This is a genomic window from Mesorhizobium prunaredense, assembly GCF_900156895.1.
GTDB classification, from domain to species: domain Bacteria; phylum Pseudomonadota; class Alphaproteobacteria; order Rhizobiales; family Rhizobiaceae; genus Mesorhizobium; species Mesorhizobium prunaredense.
In genome coordinates this window covers 205,119-222,561 of sequence record NZ_FTPD01000013.1, presented here as the reverse complement: position 1 = coordinate 222,561, position 17,443 = coordinate 205,119, and the positions used below count along the sequence as shown (strand labels likewise).

The 17,443-nt window shown below is 62.8% G+C and carries 16 protein-coding genes; 1 reads left to right on the top strand and 15 read right to left on the bottom strand.

Going from position 1 to position 17,443, the window contains the following annotated elements:
- Positions 1–110: 110 nt before the first annotated feature.
- Genes infB through rimP form a run of 4 tightly spaced genes read right to left on the bottom strand, consistent with a single transcriptional unit; the run spans position 111 to position 5,664 of the window.
- Positions 111–2,678 carry a translation initiation factor IF-2 gene (infB, locus tag BQ8794_RS11890; RefSeq protein WP_077377243.1) on the bottom strand — a complete coding sequence of 856 codons (2,568 nt, stop codon included), beginning with the start codon at positions 2,676–2,678 and terminating at the stop codon, positions 111–113.
- Positions 2,675–3,325: an RNA-binding protein gene (locus BQ8794_RS11885; protein WP_077377240.1), complete on the bottom strand. Its 651-nt coding sequence runs from the start codon at positions 3,323–3,325 to the stop codon at positions 2,675–2,677. Before BQ8794_RS11885 ends, infB begins: the two co-directional genes overlap by 4 nt.
- 38 nt (positions 3,326–3,363) lie before the next feature.
- Positions 3,364–4,959: a transcription termination factor NusA gene (nusA, locus tag BQ8794_RS11880; RefSeq protein ID WP_077377530.1), complete on the bottom strand. Its 1,596-nt coding sequence runs from the start codon at positions 4,957–4,959 to the stop codon at positions 3,364–3,366.
- 48 nt (positions 4,960–5,007) lie between these two features.
- On the bottom strand, positions 5,008–5,664 hold the full coding sequence (rimP, locus tag BQ8794_RS11875) for a ribosome maturation factor RimP (RefSeq protein ID WP_077377237.1): 657 nt from the start codon (positions 5,662–5,664) through the stop codon (positions 5,008–5,010).
- Between the two features lie 320 nt (positions 5,665–5,984).
- On the opposite strand from rimP, the gene BQ8794_RS11870 reads away from it, so the two are divergent.
- Entirely contained in the window at positions 5,985–6,149 is a 165-nt protein-coding gene (locus BQ8794_RS11870; RefSeq protein ID WP_077377234.1) for a hypothetical protein, read from the top strand.
- Positions 6,150–6,223: 74 nt separating this feature from the next.
- On the opposite strand, the gene trmB is transcribed toward BQ8794_RS11870, so the two are convergent.
- The 11 genes from trmB to olsA all read right to left on the bottom strand — a co-directional run bounded on the left by trmB (position 6,224) and on the right by olsA (position 17,344).
- On the bottom strand, positions 6,224–6,925 hold the full coding sequence (gene trmB / locus BQ8794_RS11865; RefSeq protein WP_077377231.1) for a tRNA (guanine(46)-N(7))-methyltransferase TrmB: 702 nt from the start codon (positions 6,923–6,925) through the stop codon (positions 6,224–6,226).
- A gap of 26 nt (positions 6,926–6,951) precedes the next feature.
- On the bottom strand, positions 6,952–8,265 hold the full coding sequence (gene metK, locus BQ8794_RS11860; RefSeq protein WP_244554923.1) for a methionine adenosyltransferase: 1,314 nt from the start codon (positions 8,263–8,265) through the stop codon (positions 6,952–6,954).
- A gap of 327 nt (positions 8,266–8,592) precedes the next feature.
- The gene (locus BQ8794_RS11855; protein WP_077377225.1) at positions 8,593–9,012 is read right to left on the bottom strand and encodes a helix-turn-helix domain-containing protein; all 420 of its coding nucleotides are present in this window, start codon (positions 9,010–9,012) and stop codon (positions 8,593–8,595) included.
- A 139-nt stretch (positions 9,013–9,151) separates the two neighbouring features.
- Positions 9,152–10,744, bottom strand: coding sequence for an apolipoprotein N-acyltransferase (gene lnt, locus BQ8794_RS11850; RefSeq protein WP_077377222.1), 1,593 nt, complete (start codon positions 10,742–10,744; stop codon positions 9,152–9,154).
- A 180-nt stretch (positions 10,745–10,924) separates the two neighbouring features.
- Entirely contained in the window at positions 10,925–11,749 is an 825-nt protein-coding gene (locus BQ8794_RS11845) for an alpha/beta fold hydrolase (RefSeq protein WP_077377219.1), read from the bottom strand.
- Between the two features lie 104 nt (positions 11,750–11,853).
- Positions 11,854–12,072, bottom strand: a complete 219-nt coding sequence (locus BQ8794_RS36390; RefSeq protein WP_244554922.1) for a VOC family protein — start codon at positions 12,070–12,072, stop codon at positions 11,854–11,856.
- 267 nt (positions 12,073–12,339) lie between these two features.
- The gene (locus BQ8794_RS11835; RefSeq protein WP_077377216.1) at positions 12,340–13,413 is read right to left on the bottom strand and encodes a hemolysin family protein; all 1,074 of its coding nucleotides are present in this window, start codon (positions 13,411–13,413) and stop codon (positions 12,340–12,342) included.
- 27 nt (positions 13,414–13,440) lie between these two features.
- Positions 13,441–13,947 carry an rRNA maturation RNase YbeY gene (ybeY, locus tag BQ8794_RS11830; protein WP_077377213.1) on the bottom strand — a complete coding sequence of 169 codons (507 nt, stop codon included), beginning with the start codon at positions 13,945–13,947 and terminating at the stop codon, positions 13,441–13,443.
- A gap of 12 nt (positions 13,948–13,959) precedes the next feature.
- On the bottom strand, positions 13,960–14,952 hold the full coding sequence (locus tag BQ8794_RS11825; protein WP_029356966.1) for a PhoH family protein: 993 nt from the start codon (positions 14,950–14,952) through the stop codon (positions 13,960–13,962).
- 83 nt (positions 14,953–15,035) lie between these two features.
- Positions 15,036–16,445: a tRNA (N6-isopentenyl adenosine(37)-C2)-methylthiotransferase MiaB gene (miaB, locus tag BQ8794_RS11820; RefSeq protein WP_077377210.1), complete on the bottom strand. Its 1,410-nt coding sequence runs from the start codon at positions 16,443–16,445 to the stop codon at positions 15,036–15,038.
- Positions 16,446–16,543: 98 nt separating this feature from the next.
- Complete coding sequence (olsA, locus tag BQ8794_RS11815; RefSeq protein WP_077377208.1) at positions 16,544–17,344, bottom strand: lyso-ornithine lipid O-acyltransferase; 801 nt, start codon at positions 17,342–17,344, stop codon at positions 16,544–16,546.
- Positions 17,345–17,443: the final 99 nt, after the last annotated feature.

Below are 17,443 nucleotides of genomic sequence, written 5' to 3'. Positions count from 1 at the left end.
ATCTTTTTGTTTGACCATGATCTTCTCCGAAAACCGGATTCCACTTTTCGGGATCATGGTTTAGGCGGCGGCCTTTCGACCACCGCCCGGTTGGCCTGGAATACTCGAACTCAAAGCGTTCTGGTCACCATCTCGACGCGGAAGCACTCGATGACGTCGCCGACGCGCATGTCTTCGTAGTTCTGGAAGGCCATGCCGCATTCCTGGCCACCCGGAACCTCCGCAACTTCGTCCTTGAAGCGCTTCAGCGTCTTCAGCGTGCCTTCATGGATGACGACGTTGTCGCGGATCAGGCGAACGCCCGCACCGCGCTCGACCTTGCCTTCGGTGACACGGCAGCCGGCGATCTTGCCGACCTTGGTGATGTCGAAGATCTCGAGGATCTCGGCATTGCCGATGAAGGTCTCGCGACGCTCCGGCGACAGCAGGCCGGACAGCGCCGCCTTCACGTCATCCACGAGGTTGTAGATGATCGAGTAGTAGCGGATCTCGATGCCTGCAGCCGCGGCCGCCGCACGCGCCTGCACATTGGCGCGAACGTTGAAGCCGATGATTGCGGCACCCGAGGTTTCCGCCAGCGACACATCGCTTTCGGTGATGCCGCCGGCGCCCGCATGAACGATGCGCGCACGCACCTCGTCGGTGCCGAGCTTGTCCAGCGCCGCGCTGATCGCCTCGATCGAGCCCTGCACGTCGCCCTTGATGACCAGCGGGAATTCCTTCAGCCCGCTCGTCTGCAGTTGCGACATCATCTGTTCGAGCGAACCACGCTGGCCGGCATGCTTGGCCACCGCCTTCTCACGCGCCAGACGCTGGCGATATTCGGTGATCTCGCGGGCGCGGGCCTCGTTGTTGACGACGGCGAAGCGGTCGCCGGCCTGCGGGGTTCCCTGCAGACCGAGCACTTCCACCGGCATAGCCGGCGGCGCTTCCTTGATCTGCCCGCCGCGGTCGTTGACCAGCGCGCGCACCCGGCCCCATTCGTTGCCGGCAACGAGGATGTCGCCAGGCATCAGCGTGCCGGTCTGGACCAGCACCGTGGCGACCGGGCCGCGGCCCTTGTCGAGCTGGGCTTCGATGACGACGCCCTCGGCGGTGCGGTCCGGATTGGCTTTCAGGTCGAGGATTTCGGCCTGCAGCAGGATCGCTTCGAGCAGCTTGTCGAGATTGGTGCCCTTGGTCGCCGACACTTCGACGTCCAGCACCTCGCCGCCCATCGATTCGACGAAGACTTCGTGGCGCAGCAGTTCCGAGCGCACCTTCTGCGGGTCGGCGTCATGCTTGTCGATCTTGTTGATCGCCACGATGATCGGAACGCCGGCCGCCTTGGCATGGCTGATCGATTCGATCGTCTGCGGCATCACGCTGTCGTCGGCCGCCACCACGAGGATGGCGATGTCGGTCGCCTGAGCGCCACGGGCGCGCATTGCCGTGAAGGCGGCGTGGCCGGGCGTGTCGATGAAGGTGATCTTGTTACCGTTCTTCTCGACCTGATAGGCGCCGATATGCTGGGTGATGCCCCCGGCCTCGCCGGACACGACATTGGCATTGCGGATGGCGTCGAGCAGCGACGTCTTGCCGTGGTCGACATGGCCCATGATTGTCACCACCGGCGGACGCGGCTCGAGATCTTCGGGGCGATCGGCGATGTTGAAGAGGCCTTCCTCGATGTCGGACTCGGCGACGCGGCGAACCGTGTGGCCGAATTCGGTAGCGACCAGCTCGGCCGTGTCGGCGTCGATGACGTCGCCCGGCTTCAGGATCTGGCCCTGTTTCATGAAGAACTTGACCACGTCGACGGCGCGCTCGGACATGCGCTGCGCCAGTTCCTGGATGGTGATGGTTTCGGGCAGTATCACTTCGCGCATAACTTTCTCGCGCGGTTCGTTATGCAGCGCGCGCTTGAATTTCTCCTGGCGCCGACGCATCGACGACAGCGAACGCGCCCGCGCATCCTCATCGGAAAGTGCGGCATTCAGCGTCAGCTTGCCGCGGCGGCGATCTTCCTCGCCCTTGGTCGGCTTGGCCGGACGCGCCACTTCGGGCGTGACCGGACGGCGCACCGGGGCACCGGCGCCGGTCCGCTTCGGCTTGACGTCCTCGTCCTCGACTGTCGCCAGTTCGGCGGCCAGCGGCGCGCGGCGGCGCGCCTCTTCCTCGGCACGCCGGCGGGACTCGGCCTCGGCCTGCAGCCGGGCTTCTTCCTCGGCCTGGCGGCGCGCGGATTCTTCGCGCTCGCGACGGCGGCGCTCTTCATCCTCGGCGCGGCGCTTGGCCTCTTCGATGGCGCGCTGGCGATCTTCGACATCGCGCACCTTCGAACCCTCAAGAGCCCGGCGGCGCGCCTCCATCTCATTGCGCGACAATTCGTTGAGCACCATGCCGCCGCGTTCTGCCGGCGGCGGAGGCGGCGGCGCCTTGGGCGCTTCCTGCACAACCGGCGCTGCCGCGACCGGCGGCTTCGGCGTGAAGACGGACACAGGGGCAGCGGCCGGCTCCGGCTTGTCACCGGGCAGCGAGAACTTGCGCTTCTTGGTCTCGACCACGACCGCCTTGGTGCGGCCATGCGAGAAGCTCTGGCGCACGGTGCCCTGCTCGGTACCGGGGCGCTTCAGCGTCAAGGTCTTCTTCGGCGTAACACTCAACGTCTTGTCGTCGCCCGATTTCGTATCGCTCATTCCATATCCTCTGCGGCATCATCTTCGTCAGCAACAGCCGCAAGCATTGCCAGATCGTCCGGGGAACCGCCCCGATATCGGTCGAGCGCAACCACGCGCTTCTGGACCGCCCTGCCCGCGTCTCCCGCGAGAACGGCAGCATGTATCACATTTGTACCCCCCAATGCCAAGCTCAACTCGGCCTCGGAGAAAAGTTTGTAGGCAAGGATGGCGGGACCACCGAGGTGGACGGTTGCCCGTCGCGCCTGGCTGATCTTGCGGACGCCGTCATCTGACGCCTCGGTCGCATGCAACACGAAAAGCGCCAGCCCACCACGCACCGCGCTCTCGACCTTGGTGGCGCCGAGCGCGATCGCGCCTGCCTTGCGGGCAAGACCGAGCATGCCCAGAGCGTATCTGGAAAGCAGCCCGTCGACCATGCCGCCGAGATCGGTCGGCACGGTCACCTGCGCCTTGAAGGCGCGAGCGAACAGGTTTTTCGCTGCCGCCTTGTCGATATGTAGGCGGTCGGCAGTCACCCAGCAACCGCGTCCGGGCAGGTTTTTCTTGATATCCGGAACGACGGCCGAATCCGGGCCGACGACGAAACGGATCAGTTCATCCGGTTCGGCCTGTTTGCGCGTAACGATGCAAGTGCGATCGTTCATCTCGTCCAAGGGCGGCTTGTGTGCGATGCGGTTTCACCTCACGCACCAACGGCTTCGTCAGCCGGCACGTCTTCGGCTGCAAGCTCGTCTTCGGTGATCCAGCCGGCCTTGAGGCGAGCAGCCAGAACCATCTGTTCAGCATCGGCCCGCGACACGCCGTGATTGGCGAGCACGCCCGGGAATACCTTCGTCTCGCCGTCCTTGCGTTCCTTCCAGCCGGTCAGATCATCGGCCGCATAGCCGGCGAAATCCTCGATCGTCTTCACGCCGTCCTCGCCGAGCGTCACCATCATGGCGGTGGTCACGCCTGGAATCTCACGCAACTCGTCCTTGACGCCCAGCGCCTTGCGCTTCTCGTCATGCTCGGCTTCGATCTTCTCCAGATATTCGCGGGCGCGCGCCTGGATTTCCGAGGCGGTGTCCTCGTCGAAGCCGTCGATCGACGCGATCTCGTCGGCATCGACATAGGCGACTTCCTCGACGCTGGTGAAGCCTTCGGAGGCGAGCACCTGGCCGACCATCTCGTCGACGTTGAGCGCATCCATGAACAGAGCCGAGCGTTCGACGAACTCCTTCTGGCGGCGCTCGCTCTCTTCCTGCTCGGTCAGGATGTCGATATCCCAGCCGGTGAGCTGCGAGGCGAGCCGGACGTTCTGGCCGCGGCGGCCGATGGCCAGCGACAGCTGGTCGTCCGGCACCACGACCTCGATGCGCTCGGCGTCCTCGTCGAGCACGACCTTGGCGACTTCCGCCGGCTGCAGCGCGTTGACGATGAAGGAAGCGGCCGAAGGCGACCACGGGATGATGTCGATCTTCTCGCCCTGCAATTCGCCGACCACCGCCTGAACGCGGCTGCCGCGCATGCCGACGCAGGCGCCGACCGGATCGATGGAACTGTCACGCGAGATGACGGCGATCTTGGCGCGCGAACCTGGATCGCGGGCGACCGACTTGATCTCGATAATGCCGTCGTAGATTTCCGGCACCTCCATGGTGAACAGCTTCGCCATGAACTGCGGGTGGGTGCGCGACAGGAATATCTGCGGACCGCGCTGCTCGCGGCGCACGTCATAGACATAGGCGCGGACGCGATCGCCATATTTGTAATTTTCGCGGGGGATCAGCTCGTCGCGACGGATGATCGCCTCACCGCGGCCGAGATCGACGATGACGTTGCCGTATTCGACGCGTTTGACAGTACCGTTGACGATCTCGCCGATGCGGTCCTTGTACTCGTCGTACTGGCGGTCACGCTCGGCCTCGCGCACCTTCTGCACGATGACCTGCTTGGCCGACTGGGCGGCGATGCGGCCGAAATCCATCGGCGGCAGCTGTTCGGCAATGAAGTCGCCGAGCTGGGCGTCGGGATTGCGCTCACGCGCCGAGGATATGGCGATCTGCGTCGCATAGTCATCGACCCTCTCGACCACTTCCATCAGCCGCTGCAGCTTCATCTCGCCGGTATTCGGATTGATGTCGGCACGGATGTTGGTTTCCTGGCCATAGCGCGAGCGCGCCGCCTTCTGGATCGCATCGGCCATGGCGGCGATGACGATCGACTTGTCGATCGACTTCTCACGCGCGACCGCATCGGCGATCTGCAGCAGTTCAAGCCTGTTTGCGCTTACAACCATCTCTTTTCTCCCGAGCTTGTTGCCGAGGCTTTGCGCCCGGCAGCCCAATCACATTTCCTGTTCGGTTTCATCTTCCGCGCCCGCTTCTACGCCCGCTTCCACGCCCTCTGGCGCGTCTTCGGGCTCGCCGCGGCGCTTCTTGGCTTCCTTGCGCGCCCTGTTGTCCTTCGACAGTGCGTCGCGGATAAGGTCGTCGGTCAGGATCAGCCGTGCTTCGGCAATCGCATCGTAGGGCACACGCACCGTCGGCTGTTCGCCATAGGCCGCCTTGTCGCGCTCGATCAGCACGCCGTCCGCGTCGCTCTCGGCGATCTTGCCCTTGAAGCGCTTGCGGTCGGCGACGAGGACCGAGGTTTCCATCTTCACCAGATGACCCGTCCAGGTCGCGAAATCCGTCTTGCGGACCAGCGGCCGGTCGATTCCCGGCGACGACACTTCGAGATGATACGCCTTTTCGATCGGATCATCGACATCGAGCGCCGGCGACACTGCCCGGCTGACCTCTTCGCAATCCTCGACGGTCATGGTGCCGTCCTCGCGTTCGGCCATGATCTGCAGCGTCAGCCCGTTCTGGCCCGTCAGATGCACCCTGACAAGGCGGAAGCCGATGGCACGCATCACCGGCTGCACGATCAGCGCGATGCGCGCATCGATGCCGCTTTCGCGGATGATGCGGTCGTCGCTGTCGGGTACCGTTGCCGTCATTCTATTCCTGTCGCTTCATCGGCGGCCGGAAGGTAACAAAAAAGAGCGGGACCGGGTGGACCCACTCTTCGCCATACCGACCAAGAATTTGAGCCTGATATAGACGATCGCAGCCGTCGTTTCAAGTCCGCATGCAGTCTGTGTCGTAAGCAGATAAGTTGCCCGCATGCAGGGGTGGGGCGAACTGTCGGGGCGGCAGCGTTGCACAGGGCGCATGGCGGCCATGCGCCAACGTCCCTGTGATATCAGGCAGTACGCGCCTATCTATGTTGCGTTGCACAAAATCAATCACGCATTGCAGCAGGCGAAAGGGCATAATCGTGACCAACCGCAAGGTTTTCTCGGCCATCGGCGATTTCTTCACCGTGTTCGGCAGCGCCGTCGCCGCTTCGCACGCCGTCGAAGCCGGCCGCAAGCCGCGCGCGCACGATCTGCGCAATCTCGGCATGGATCCGGCCGCCTTCAACAAGATCGGCCGCTTCTAAGTCCGGCGACGAGCGGCGAGGACATCACTGGTCCTCGTCGACGGCAAAGCGCGCTTAGCGCGCTTTGAATAGGACTATCTTCGGACGAAGGTGAGGTAGGCTGGCCGACGGCCTTCGCGAACGGCTTTCGCCTCGTAGCGTGTACCCGGCCAACCCTCATAGGGCCGCTGCCAGTCGGCTGCCTCTTCAGCCTGCCACGCAAACGCATCATGTGCCCGGCAGTTCAGCAGCGTCCAGTTCACATAGCTATCGATATCGGACGCAAAGCGGAATGTTCCGCCTGACTTCAGGACGCGCGCGAAACGGTCGAGATTGACCGGACTGACGAAGCGTCGCTTCCAGTGCTTCTTCTTCGGCCAGGGATCGGGATAGAGAAGGTCGATGCCGTCGATCGAGGCTTGCGGGAGCCAGTCGAGCAGGCGCGTGGCGTCGTCGTCATAGACCCGAAGATTGGCAAGCGGCCGTTCCCTGACCGCCATCATCATCTTGGCCATGCCGTTGACGAAAGGCTCGACGCCGACAAAACCGGTCTCAGGAGCCGCCGTCGCCCGATGCAGCAGGTGCTCGCCGCCACCAAAACCAATTTCGAGATGAATGGCGCGGACATCGGCTTCGAACAGGCTGCGCAATTCGGCCGGCGGTCCGGCCGTCAGATCAAGCCGGTAGGTGCTGAAACCGCTTTCCAGTGCCGCCGCCTGCTGCGGACGGATGGTCTTGCCGCGCCGGCGACCGAAAAATGCTTCGGTCGCACGGCTTGGCCGGTTTTTCGGATCCATGTCTTCCGGATCTATGGACGCCGCGGCTAGGCCGCGACTGCTTCGGCAGGCGCTTCGGCGAGTGCGTCCTTGAGTGCCTTGGCGAGGTCGGTCTTTTCCCAGGAGAAGGACCCGTCGCGGCCGGCCTTGCGGCCGAAATGACCATAAGACGACGTCTTGGCATAAATCGGCTTGTTGAGATCGAGATGGCGGCGGATGCCGGACGGCGACAGATCCATCACGGTGCGCAGCGCCTGCTCGAGCTTTGCCTCATCGACCTTGCCGGTGCCGTGCAGGTCGACATAGACCGACAGCGGCTGGGCGACGCCAATGGCATAGGAAAGCTGGATGGTGCAGCGATCGGCGAGCTTCGCCGCCACCACGTTCTTGGCGAGGTAGCGGGCCGCATAGGCTGCGGAACGGTCGACCTTGGTGGTGTCCTTGCCGGAAAAAGCCCCGCCGCCATGAGGGGCAGCACCGCCGTAAGTGTCGACGATGATCTTGCGCCCGGTCAGGCCGGCGTCGCCGTCGGGCCCGCCGATGACGAACTTGCCTGTCGGGTTGATGTACCAGTTGCAGCTGTCGGCGATCTTCAGCTCGCCCAGCGCCTCACGAATATAGGGTTCGACGACGTTGCGGACCTTCTTCGAATCCCAGCTGGCGTCGAGATGCTGGGTGGACAGCACGATTTGCGTCACTTCCGCCGCCTTGCCGTCGATATAGCGGACGGTGACCTGGCTCTTGGCGTCAGGCCCGAGCCGGCCGGCATCGCCGTTGCCCGCATGGCGCGCGGCGGCCAGCAATTCGAGGATCTTATGGCTGTAGTAGATCGGCGCCGGCATCAGATCCGGCGTCTCGCGGCAGGCATAGCCGAACATGATGCCCTGGTCGCCGGCCCCTTCCTCGCCTTGCCGGTCGGAAGCATTGTCGACGCCCTGGCCGATATCCGGCGACTGGCCGTGCAGCAGAACCTCGATCTTTGCCGTTTTCCAATGGAAACCTGGCTGTTCATAGCCGATTTCGCGAATCGCCTTGCGGGCGGCCGACTTGAACTTGGCCGGATTGACGAGCGGATGACCGGCGGCATCCATCAGGATGTTGCCGGCCTTGTCCTTTTTGAGCAGGGTCTCGGGGACGCGCACCTCGCCGGCGATGACGACGCGATTCGTGGTCGCCAGCGTTTCGCAGGCGACGCGGACCTTCCAGGGGTCCATGCCGGTCTTTCTGGCCTCGCGATAGACCAGATCGACGATCTCGTCGGAGATACGGTCGCAGACCTTGTCGGGATGACCCTCAGCAACGGATTCCGAGGTGAATAGATAGTTTTGCCGCGTCACGGGTGTCCCCTCTTGAAAAATCATCGGCACGCTGCCGATTGGCGCGCCACGTGTTAGCTGTGCCGAGCAGCGCTCGTCAAGCGGTGGGCGCCATTATCTTGTACCACTTTGACCGCCGGCAGGATGCCGCCAGCCTGCTTGGCTCCAGCACGTGCTTTAGCTTCAACACGTTGATGAGAAAGACTTTAAGCATGGCTGTCGAGCAAAATCGATCCGCTCTCCGGCATGCCTGCGGGATGTAAATTCCACGATGCGCGAGATCGAAAGAAATTGCCTGCCCGCAATGACGGCTTCGCTATCTTCGACTTTTCAACGGCTGCCCAATCAATCGACCCAGACCAATCTGCGTAATCAATCGACTCCGTCGGAGGAAAGGGCCTTCACAAGCTCGATAACCTTGCGGCGTACCTTCACGTCGGCGATCTTGACGAAGGCCCGATTGAGTTGAAGACCTTCAGGACTGCCGCAGAATTCGACGGCAGAAGCCATTGATGCATCCTCGGCAAATCCGCGGTTGCCCACGGCCTCCTGGCCCGGCGCGTCCTCGAAAAAGAAAGCGACAGGCACGCCCAGTATCGAAGCGATTGCCTGCAAACGGCTGGCGCCAACGCGGTTGGTCCCCTTTTCGTATTTCTGTATCTGCTGAAAGGTTATGCCGAGGTTCTCGCCGAGCTTTTCCTGGCTCATTCCCAACATATTGCGACGAAGCCTGATGCGACTTCCGACATGGATGTCGATAGGATTCGGCTTCTTCTTGTTTTCTTCTGCCATTTTTTCCTCGCCGAATTTTTCCGGCTTTTTGTGTTTTTTCTGCCCAAAACGAAGCCGGCGGCCAGTGCCCCAACAGAACGACGTGCTGACTTCGAGAAATTTCAGGCCGTTACAGTATGAGTTTCTAATGTGTCGACTGTCAATTCGCCCGTAGCCGTTGCCTTACATTCATTGTGAAAGCGGCGAGGGCGAACAGCAACATGATCATCAGTCCATTAATGCGTCTTTGGCTGGAAGAAACGATGGCTTGATTGGAAATCGGCACGTGGACATCGATGGCTCCGCGGGCGTCGATCGCCAGCGCGTCGAGGATGCGTCCGCGCGGATCGACGACAGCGGAAATGCCGTTATTGGCTGCACGCAACAAGGGCACCCCGTTCTCCACCGCACGAATCTGCGCCTGCCTGAAATGCTGGTACGGACCCGGCGTGTCACCGAACCACGCGTCGTTCGTGACATTCACAATAAGCTCAGCTGACGTTGCGTCAACCGCCACCAGATCGGGAAAGATGACTTCGTAGCAAATGAACGGAAGCACGCGGATGCCGCCGGGCAACGCGATCGGGTGCCGCTCATTGCCCGCCGCGTAGGTTGTCGGCCCAGCGACGAGCTGTTTGAGCCCCAAGCGGCCAAGCAGGTCGGCAAAAGGCAGATATTCGCCAAAGGGCACCAGATGAACCTTGTCGACTGCATCTGCGATTTGACCCTTGTCGTCGATCGCCACCACCGAATTGTAGTACCGCCTGTCGGCATCTTCCGCCGACCCGCCTTCCTCCCGGACGACGCCGGCGATGAGCGTCTGGTCGTCGCCAAGCATCTCTCCCAGCGCGGTCAGCGCATCGGGACGTTCGGCGAAAAAAAACGGCACGGAGGTTTCCGGCCACAGGATCAATTGCGGCTTGTCATGACCGGCCTCTGGCGCCTTGGCCGAAAGCCCCATCAGCGTCGCGAAGATCCGGTCGGGCACCGAAGCGTCCCACTTCTCGCTGAGGTCGACAGCCGGCTGCACGATGCGGACGTCGATTGCGCGGGTTGCGGGCTCGACCTTGGCAGCAAGCCTGATATAGCCGAAGCCGAGATGGGCCGCGACGAGAACGGCAACCAGTGCCCCCCCCAGGCGGACATGCCGGCGCGCCGCAAGCAGGGCCGGCAAGGCAAAGACGAAGACCGCCAGCGCGTTGATGCCGACCATGCCGGTCACCGACACGCTCTGCATAAGCAAGGGCACCGGCATCGCCGCGTAGCCGACGGCATTCCAGGGAAAGCCGGTGAACAGAAAGTCGCGCAGCCATTCCGCCAGGCCGAAGCCGAAGGCAAGGGCGGCGATGCGGCCGATGTCGTTGCTCCACAGCAGCCGGGCAACCGCTGTCGCGAAGCCGTAGAAAAAGGCGAGCGCCAGAGGAATTCCGACCACTGCGAAGGGAAGCGCCCAGGCGAAACTGTCGGCCTCGACCAGGAGTGCTGAGCCGATCCACCACAGGCCGGCGAGAAAATAGCCGAAGCCGAACCACCAGCCGACGGCGAAGGCCGGCCGCAAATGCCGGAACCAGCCATCGGAGGCTTCGCCGGTTGCGCCGTCGAGGAGCCAGACCAGCAGCGGAAACGAAACGAAACAGACGGCGAAGAAATCGTAAGGCGCCTGGGCAAGAACCGCCAGCGCACCGGCAAGAAACGCCACAAGCGCGCGGCGCCAGCCCCACAACAGAATTATCCGGCCGGCCAGGCGCTTCATCGATGCTTCCGAGTCGTGCGAATCACGGCAGAAGATTTATCAGGCCGCAGTCCACGCTCCAAACGGCCATGCTTCAGCCAGCGTGCCGGATTAGGTCTGCTGGATAGGTGGGGCGACTGACGCCGGCAAGATAATTGTCGCATGCGAATTGTCGCGCAGACCGCACGTGCCGGTGTATCACTATAATGCGCGCGATAGAAAAGCGTTCAGCCGCTCCAGTACGAGATCCGGGGCTTCGAGCTGAGGCAAGTGACCGACGCCAGGCAGTGTTTCGAACGATGCCTGCGGGATCAGCGCATGAAGCGCTTTGCCTCGCTCCAGCGGGATCCATGGATCGTCCTTGCCCCAAATTATCTTTACCGGACACCTGATATCCCCGAACGCCGGCTCGACTTCGGCGGTATATTTTTCGTCGGCTTGCGCGAATTGCCTATAAAAGCTTCCTCGTCCCTCCTCGGCAAGCCACGGCTCGACAAGTTTCTCGAAATCTCCGGGCGCGATGTCATTTACAATCGCCCCCTTGATATATGCTTCCACGACCGCTCTGTGGATATGCGGCGGCAGGCCCAGAAAGGCATCCACGTGGCGACCGACATGATCGAAGAACTCCGATCCCCAAGGGCGCATGGCGACGACATTCATCAGGACATACCGCTCGAAGTCGCAACCATGCAGCAAATGCGCCCGTAGCGTCGTCGCTCCGCCGAAATCATGGGCAACAACGATGGGCTGCTCAAGGTCCCAATGCGCGAGCATCTCGGCGAATACTTCTCCTTGCACATCGAGTGAGGTGCGCTGCTCCGCGCCTTTGTCGGATCGCCCGTATCCGGGCATATCGTACCAGTGGACACGATACCGCCTTGCAAGGTCTGGAATAATCCGATGCCATGAGAACGAAGACCACGGCCAGCCGTGAGCCAGCACAAGCGCCGGTCCACTACCAAATTGACCCGCTGCCACAGCGCCCGCGGATGTTTCCACGGTCTCATCGAGTTTCCACGACATCAGCCATTCTCCTAGTACTCAGGACAGCGTCCAGACGAATTGGTTCGCAAACCATTTAGTTCGAGACCGCTCCCCACCCATTGCTGAAATTCAGACCGAGGATACTATCGGTGCGAGCCTACGATCTGCAGATCGCCCAGCCGCTCAGCCTCCTCGCGTGGAACCAAGCGTACGGTCTGGGAAAATGTCCAGACGTGACCTTCAGGATCGCGCGCCCTGTACTGCCGTTCACCGTAAAACTGGTCAACCGGCTCCTGGACGATCTCGGCTCCCGCCGCCCTTGCACGATCGCAGTGGGAATCTAGGCCGTCCTTGAGGCACACATAAACCGACTGCGTGTTCTTGCCGGCGACCGACGCGGGACTGGCTACATGGTCGGCCCATTCGGAATCGACGATGATGTAGCGTCACCGAACCGCATCTCGGAATGAACGAGCCTGCCATCAGCGTCGCTGACCACCATGCTCGGCTCGAAGCCGAAAGCCTTTTCAAGCCAGATCAATGCAGCGCGCGGGCCCTTGCAGAATATGACTACGCCCAGGGTTGAGCGCTGAACGGATCGTCGACCGTCATCGGGCGAGCGGCGTCTTTCAAGCCTGCTCGGCGCGGACGGCGCGCCGCCGGCGCTCGCCTTTCTGGGTCTCCACGATGCGCACACGCTTGACGCGGCGTGGATCGGCGTCGAGCACATGGAATTCGAAGCCGGGGATGGCCTGCACCACTTCGCCGCGGGCCGGGACCCGGCCAAGCGTGTTGAAGATCATGCCGCCGATCGTGTCGACATATTCGCCATGCTCGCCGGCGGCGAAATCCTCGCCGATCATCTTGGCGACATCGTCGATCTCGGCCTTGCCGTCGACGACGAACACGCCCTCGCCGGTCTGGGTGATCATCGGCTCGTCCTCGTCGTGCTCGTCCTCGATGTCGCCGACCACCATCTCGACGATATCCTCGAGCGAGACCAGGCCATCGGTGCCGCCATATTCGTCGATGACCAGCGCCATCTGGGTGCGCATCGCCTGCATCCGCCCCATCAGGTCGGAGGCGAGCATCGACGGCGGCACGAAAAGCACCGGGCGGATTAGGGTCAGGTCGCCGATGGTGCGCGTGAGATCGACCTTGGCGAGATCGAGAAGCGTGGCAGGGGCGGCTTTCCTGGTCGTCCTGCCCTTTCTGACGCGGGCGAGCTTGGTGATGTGAGCGAGCACGTCGCGGATGTGGACCATGCCGCGCGGGTCGTCGAGCGTCTCCGAATAGACCGGCATGCGGGAATGGCCGGACTGCTCGAACAGTCCCAGAAGATCGCCCAGGTTCGTCGTGATCTCGACCGCCTCGATGTCGGCGCGCGGCACCATGACATCCTCGACGCGAACCTCGCGCAGGCGCAGAATGTTGTTGAGCATGGCCCGTTCGCCGGGCGAAAAGGCGCCGGCATCGCTCGCCGTTTCGGCAAGCGCGTCGGCGATCTCCTCGCGCAGGCTGGTGCCGTTGCGCTGCCTGAACAGGCCGAGCACGCGATCGAACAGGGAAGGACCGGCAGGCGATGGCTCGCTGGCGAAGCTGCCGGTCGTGGTACTCGGACTAGAGTCCTCTTCCGTCTGTTCGGATGGCTTGGTCGCACTGCCGGCGTCTGGGTGGGCGGCAGTCTCTGGTTTGTCGTTCATCGTCGTCCGGTCATTTGATCTTTTTAGTTACGCGTAGGGATCGGGAATGGCAAGCCTTGCAAGTGCTGCGCGTTCGACGGCTTCCATTTCTTCGGCCTCGGCGTCGGTCTCGTGATCGTAGCCCAGCAAATGCAGCAGGCCGTGGATGACGAGATGGGTGATATGGTTGTCGACAAGCTTGTCTTCCAGTGCGGCTTCCCGCGCAACCGTCTCGGCGGCCAGCACAATGTCGCCCAGCATGGGCGGCAGCGGACCGCCCTTGGCGAGCGGAAAAGCCGGGAAAGACAGGACGTTGGTCGGTTTGTCCTTGCCGCGCCATCCCGCATTGAGACTGCGGATATGGGCATCGTCAGAAAAAACGATGCTGAGCTCGGAACGGCCGGCCGCGCCGGTTCCGGCAAACGCGGCGGCAACGGCGCGATCGACCAGCCGCGTCAGCGCGGCCTCATCGGGCCAGTCGCCCGCTTCGACTGCTATATCGATGTCGACGGGAACCGGAAGATCCCCGCCTGCAGATTTTTTGTCCTCAGCCATAAGGCTGCATCTTCAGCTTTCGGCGCCCAGGCCCCGGGCCAGCTTGCCGTCGCGGTCGTAGGCCTTGACGATCTCGGCGACCAGCGGATGCCTGACGACGTCGCCTTCGTTGAAGCGCACCGTCACCATGCCGGTGACGCCGTCGAGGATCCTGAGCGCCTCGACCAGACCGGACTTGGTGTTTTGCGGCAAGTCGATCTGGGTCGGATCGCCGGTGACGATCATGCGCGAATTCTCGCCGAGACGGGTCAGGAACATCTTCATCTGCATCGGCGTGGTGTTCTGCGCCTCGTCGAGGATGACGGCGGAGTGCGCCAGCGTGCGGCCGCGCATGAAGGCCAGCGGCGCGATCTCGATCACCTCGGCGGCAATCGCCCGCTCGACCTTGTCAGCCGGCATCATCTCGTAAAGCGCGTCATAGAGCGGCCGCAGATAGGGATCGACCTTCTCCTTCATGTCGCCGGGCAGGAAGCCGAGCCGCTCGCCGGCCTCGACGGCCGGCCGCGACAGCACGATGCGCTCGACCATGCCACGTTCGAGCAGCATGGCCGCATGCGCGACCGCCAGGAAGGTTTTTCCGGTGCCAGCCGGGCCGATGCCGAAGACGAGTTCGGACCGCTCCAGCGCGCGCATATAGGCGTCCTGGTTGAGCGAGCGGGCATAGATCGTCTTCTTGCGCGTCGATATCTGGGCGGCGGACACCTTGCCCTTGCGCTCCAGCGTCGGCAGCGTCAGCTGGTCGTCGGCGGCGATCGCCATGCGCACGGCGCCGTCGACGTCCGACTGGCCGATGTCAGCGCCTTTCTGGAGAATGCCGTAGAGATTATCCAGGGCGCGGCGCGCCTGCTCGGCCGCCGAGGCGGAGCCCTTGATGGTCAGCTGGTTGCCGCGCGAGCGGATATCGACGCCAAGCTTCTGCTCGAGCCTGGCCAGATTCTCGTCGAACTGGCCATAAAGGGCACTGGCAAGCTTGTTATTGTCGAAAGTCAGAACGATGTGCGCCATATCCGAAGCCCCCGATGGTAGGTTCTGGGGCAGGTTCTTCACTTCCGCAGCGCTCAACCGTCTCTCCTCATCTGCCGAGACCTTCAGGCCAATTCGGCGAACAGGCTGTTGTAACCCGTCTTCGTGATTCGTACCTGGATAATCTCACCGATTTCGCCGGACTTTTCATCAACAATAACCGGCTGCAGCCACGGCGAGCGGCCGACCTTCTGGCCAGGCTGACGGCCCGGCTTCTCGATCAGCGTGTCGATGGTGCTGCCGACCAGGCTGGCGCCGAACTCCTGCTGCTGTGTCAGCAACAGCGCCTGCAGCTGCTGCAGGCGCTCGTCCTTGACCGCTTCCGGCACATGATCGGCCATCTCCGCGCCCGGCGTGCCGGGGCGCGGCGAATATTTGAACGAGAAGGCCGAGGCATAGTTCACCTGGCGGACAAGGTCCATCGTCGCCTCGAAATCCGCATCCGTCTCGCCGGGAAAGCCGACAATGAAGTCGCCTGAAAGTGCGATATCGCTCCGTGCGGCGCGGATCCGGTCGAGCAGCGTCAGATAGTCTTTTGCCGTATGCCTGCGGTTCATCGCCTTGAGGATGCGGTCGGAGCCGGATTGCACAGGCAAATGCAGATAGGGCATCAGCGCCGGCAAGTCACGGTGGGCGGCGATCAATTCGTCGTCCATGTCGCGCGGGTGGCTGGTGGTGTAGCGCAGCCGCGCCAGCCCAGGAATCTCGGCCAGCCGAAACAGCAGGCGGCCAAGACCCCATTCCTCGGCGTTTTCACCTTCGCCATGCCAGGCATTGACGTTCTGGCCAAGCAGCGTCACCTCGCGCACGCCGGCTTGCGCCAGCCGCTCGGCCTCGGCGACGATCTGCGCCACCGGCCGCGACACTTCCGAGCCTCTGGTATAGGGCACGACGCAGAAGGTGCAGAACTTGTCGCAGCCTTCCTGCACGGTCAGGAACGCGGTGACGCCGCGCCTGATGATCTCGGCGCGCTTCGGCTGCGGCAGATGCTCGAACTTGTCCTCGATGGCGTAGTCGGTCTCGACGATCTTTTCGCCGCCGCGCACCCGTGCCAGCACGTCGGGCAGCCGGTGATAGGTCTGCGGGCCGATGACCAGATCGACGGACGGCGAGCGGCGGATGATCTCGGAGCCCTCGGCCTGCGCCACGCAGCCGGCGACGCCGACCAACATCTCGCGGCCGGCACGAGCCCGTTCGGCCTTCATCTCACGAATGCGGCCGAGTTCGGAATAGACCTTTTCGGCGGCTTTCTCGCGGATATGGCAGGTGTTGAGCAGCACCAGATCGGCCTCGCCGATCGTATCCGTCGCAGTATAGCCGTCGGCGGCCAGCGCGTCGGTCATACGCTGCGAATCGTAGACGTTCATCTGGCAGCCATAGGTCTTGACGAAGACCTTCCGGCTCGCGGCAGGCGGCGCGACCGCAGTTTCGGTCGCAGTATCGATGTCGTCCCGTTCGATCGTGTTCAATTCCATCTGGCGGCTTCTAACGCCTTTCCCCGACAAAAAACAGACGATTCTGCCTTACAGCGCCGCGCCTCCTTGGACGGGCAAAGCGCTGGAGCTTTTCCGTCTTACCGGCTCGGGCGCGGATCGGCGAGTGCCGCCTGCACCATATCACGCACCTGACTTTCCATCAGCCTGGCCGTTTCCTTGCGGCTGGAGCCCTTGGAGAAGGCGACCGGCTCACCGAAATGCACTTCGACATCGAGCCCGCCCTCCGCCATCAGCACATTGAGATGCGGCATCAAATCCTCGTCGCCGATCCAGGCGGCAATCGGCCGGTGCCTGCGGCCGAGCGGCACGCCGTGCAGGCGCGTATAGACGATCGCCACCGGCTGGATGAAGACCTTTTCGGCCGCCCCTTCCGAAATCGCCATCGAGGCGGCGCCGAACAGCGTGCTCTTGAACGGCAGGATCATGTTGCCGTCGCTAGTCGAACCTTCGGCAAACAGCACCATGGCGTCGCCCCCGGCCATGCGGCTGGCGATCTCGCTCGCCTGGTCGCCCGACGAACGCTTGCGCTCGCGCTCGATGAAAACGGTGCGCTGCAGCTTCGACAACATGCCGATCAACGGCCAGCCGGCCATGTCGGCCCTGGCGATGAACGTCACGTCGGCCATCGATCCCAGCACCATGATGTCGGTCCAGGAGATGTGGTTCGACGCAACCAATAGCGGGCGCTGTTTGGACAAGGTCCCCTTGACATGGATGCGCATGCCGAGCGCCCGGATGATGAGCCGGTGCCAAATCTTGAGGATGAACGTCTCGCGCCAGAGGCCGGTCTTCATCGACAGGATCTGCAACGGCACGAGGATCAACGAGCCTGCGACAACGAGGCTCAGCGCCAGGAAGATCCTGATTTTTCCGATCATCCGCTCTTGGCCCTATCCGAGTTCTGGCTAGAGCGACGCGTCCAACTGGACGCCCAAAGTACGCTCTAGCGCTTTTTAATCTGCGCATCTCAACCTGCG

What these genes read in the sequence shown, in the direction of transcription:
- nusA (WP_077377530.1), bottom strand. Translation starts at nt 4,959, where the DNA reads ATGGTTGTAAGCGCAAACAGGCTTGAACTGCTGCAGATCGCCGATGCG.
- infB (WP_077377243.1), bottom strand. Translation starts at nt 2,678, where the DNA reads ATGAGCGATACGAAATCGGGCGACGACAAGACGTTGAGTGTTACGCCG.
- BQ8794_RS11885 (WP_077377240.1), bottom strand. Translation starts at nt 3,325, where the DNA reads ATGAACGATCGCACTTGCATCGTTACGCGCAAACAGGCCGAACCGGAT.
- BQ8794_RS11855 (WP_077377225.1), bottom strand. Translation starts at nt 9,012, where the DNA reads ATGGCAGAAGAAAACAAGAAGAAGCCGAATCCTATCGACATCCATGTC.
- rimP (WP_077377237.1), bottom strand. Translation starts at nt 5,664, where the DNA reads ATGACGGCAACGGTACCCGACAGCGACGACCGCATCATCCGCGAAAGC.
- BQ8794_RS11835 (WP_077377216.1), bottom strand. Translation starts at nt 13,413, where the DNA reads ATGAACGACAAACCAGAGACTGCCGCCCACCCAGACGCCGGCAGTGCG.
- BQ8794_RS11825 (WP_029356966.1), bottom strand. Translation starts at nt 14,952, where the DNA reads ATGGCGCACATCGTTCTGACTTTCGACAATAACAAGCTTGCCAGTGCC.
- ybeY (WP_077377213.1), bottom strand. Translation starts at nt 13,947, where the DNA reads ATGGCTGAGGACAAAAAATCTGCAGGCGGGGATCTTCCGGTTCCCGTC.
- miaB (WP_077377210.1), bottom strand. Translation starts at nt 16,445, where the DNA reads ATGGAATTGAACACGATCGAACGGGACGACATCGATACTGCGACCGAA.
- olsA (WP_077377208.1), bottom strand. Translation starts at nt 17,344, where the DNA reads ATGATCGGAAAAATCAGGATCTTCCTGGCGCTGAGCCTCGTTGTCGCA.
- trmB (WP_077377231.1), bottom strand. Translation starts at nt 6,925, where the DNA reads ATGGATCCGAAAAACCGGCCAAGCCGTGCGACCGAAGCATTTTTCGGT.
- metK (WP_244554923.1), bottom strand. Translation starts at nt 8,265, where the DNA reads ATGATTTTTCAAGAGGGGACACCCGTGACGCGGCAAAACTATCTATTC.
- BQ8794_RS11845 (WP_077377219.1), bottom strand. Translation starts at nt 11,749, where the DNA reads ATGTCGTGGAAACTCGATGAGACCGTGGAAACATCCGCGGGCGCTGTG.
- lnt (WP_077377222.1), bottom strand. Translation starts at nt 10,744, where the DNA reads ATGAAGCGCCTGGCCGGCCGGATAATTCTGTTGTGGGGCTGGCGCCGC.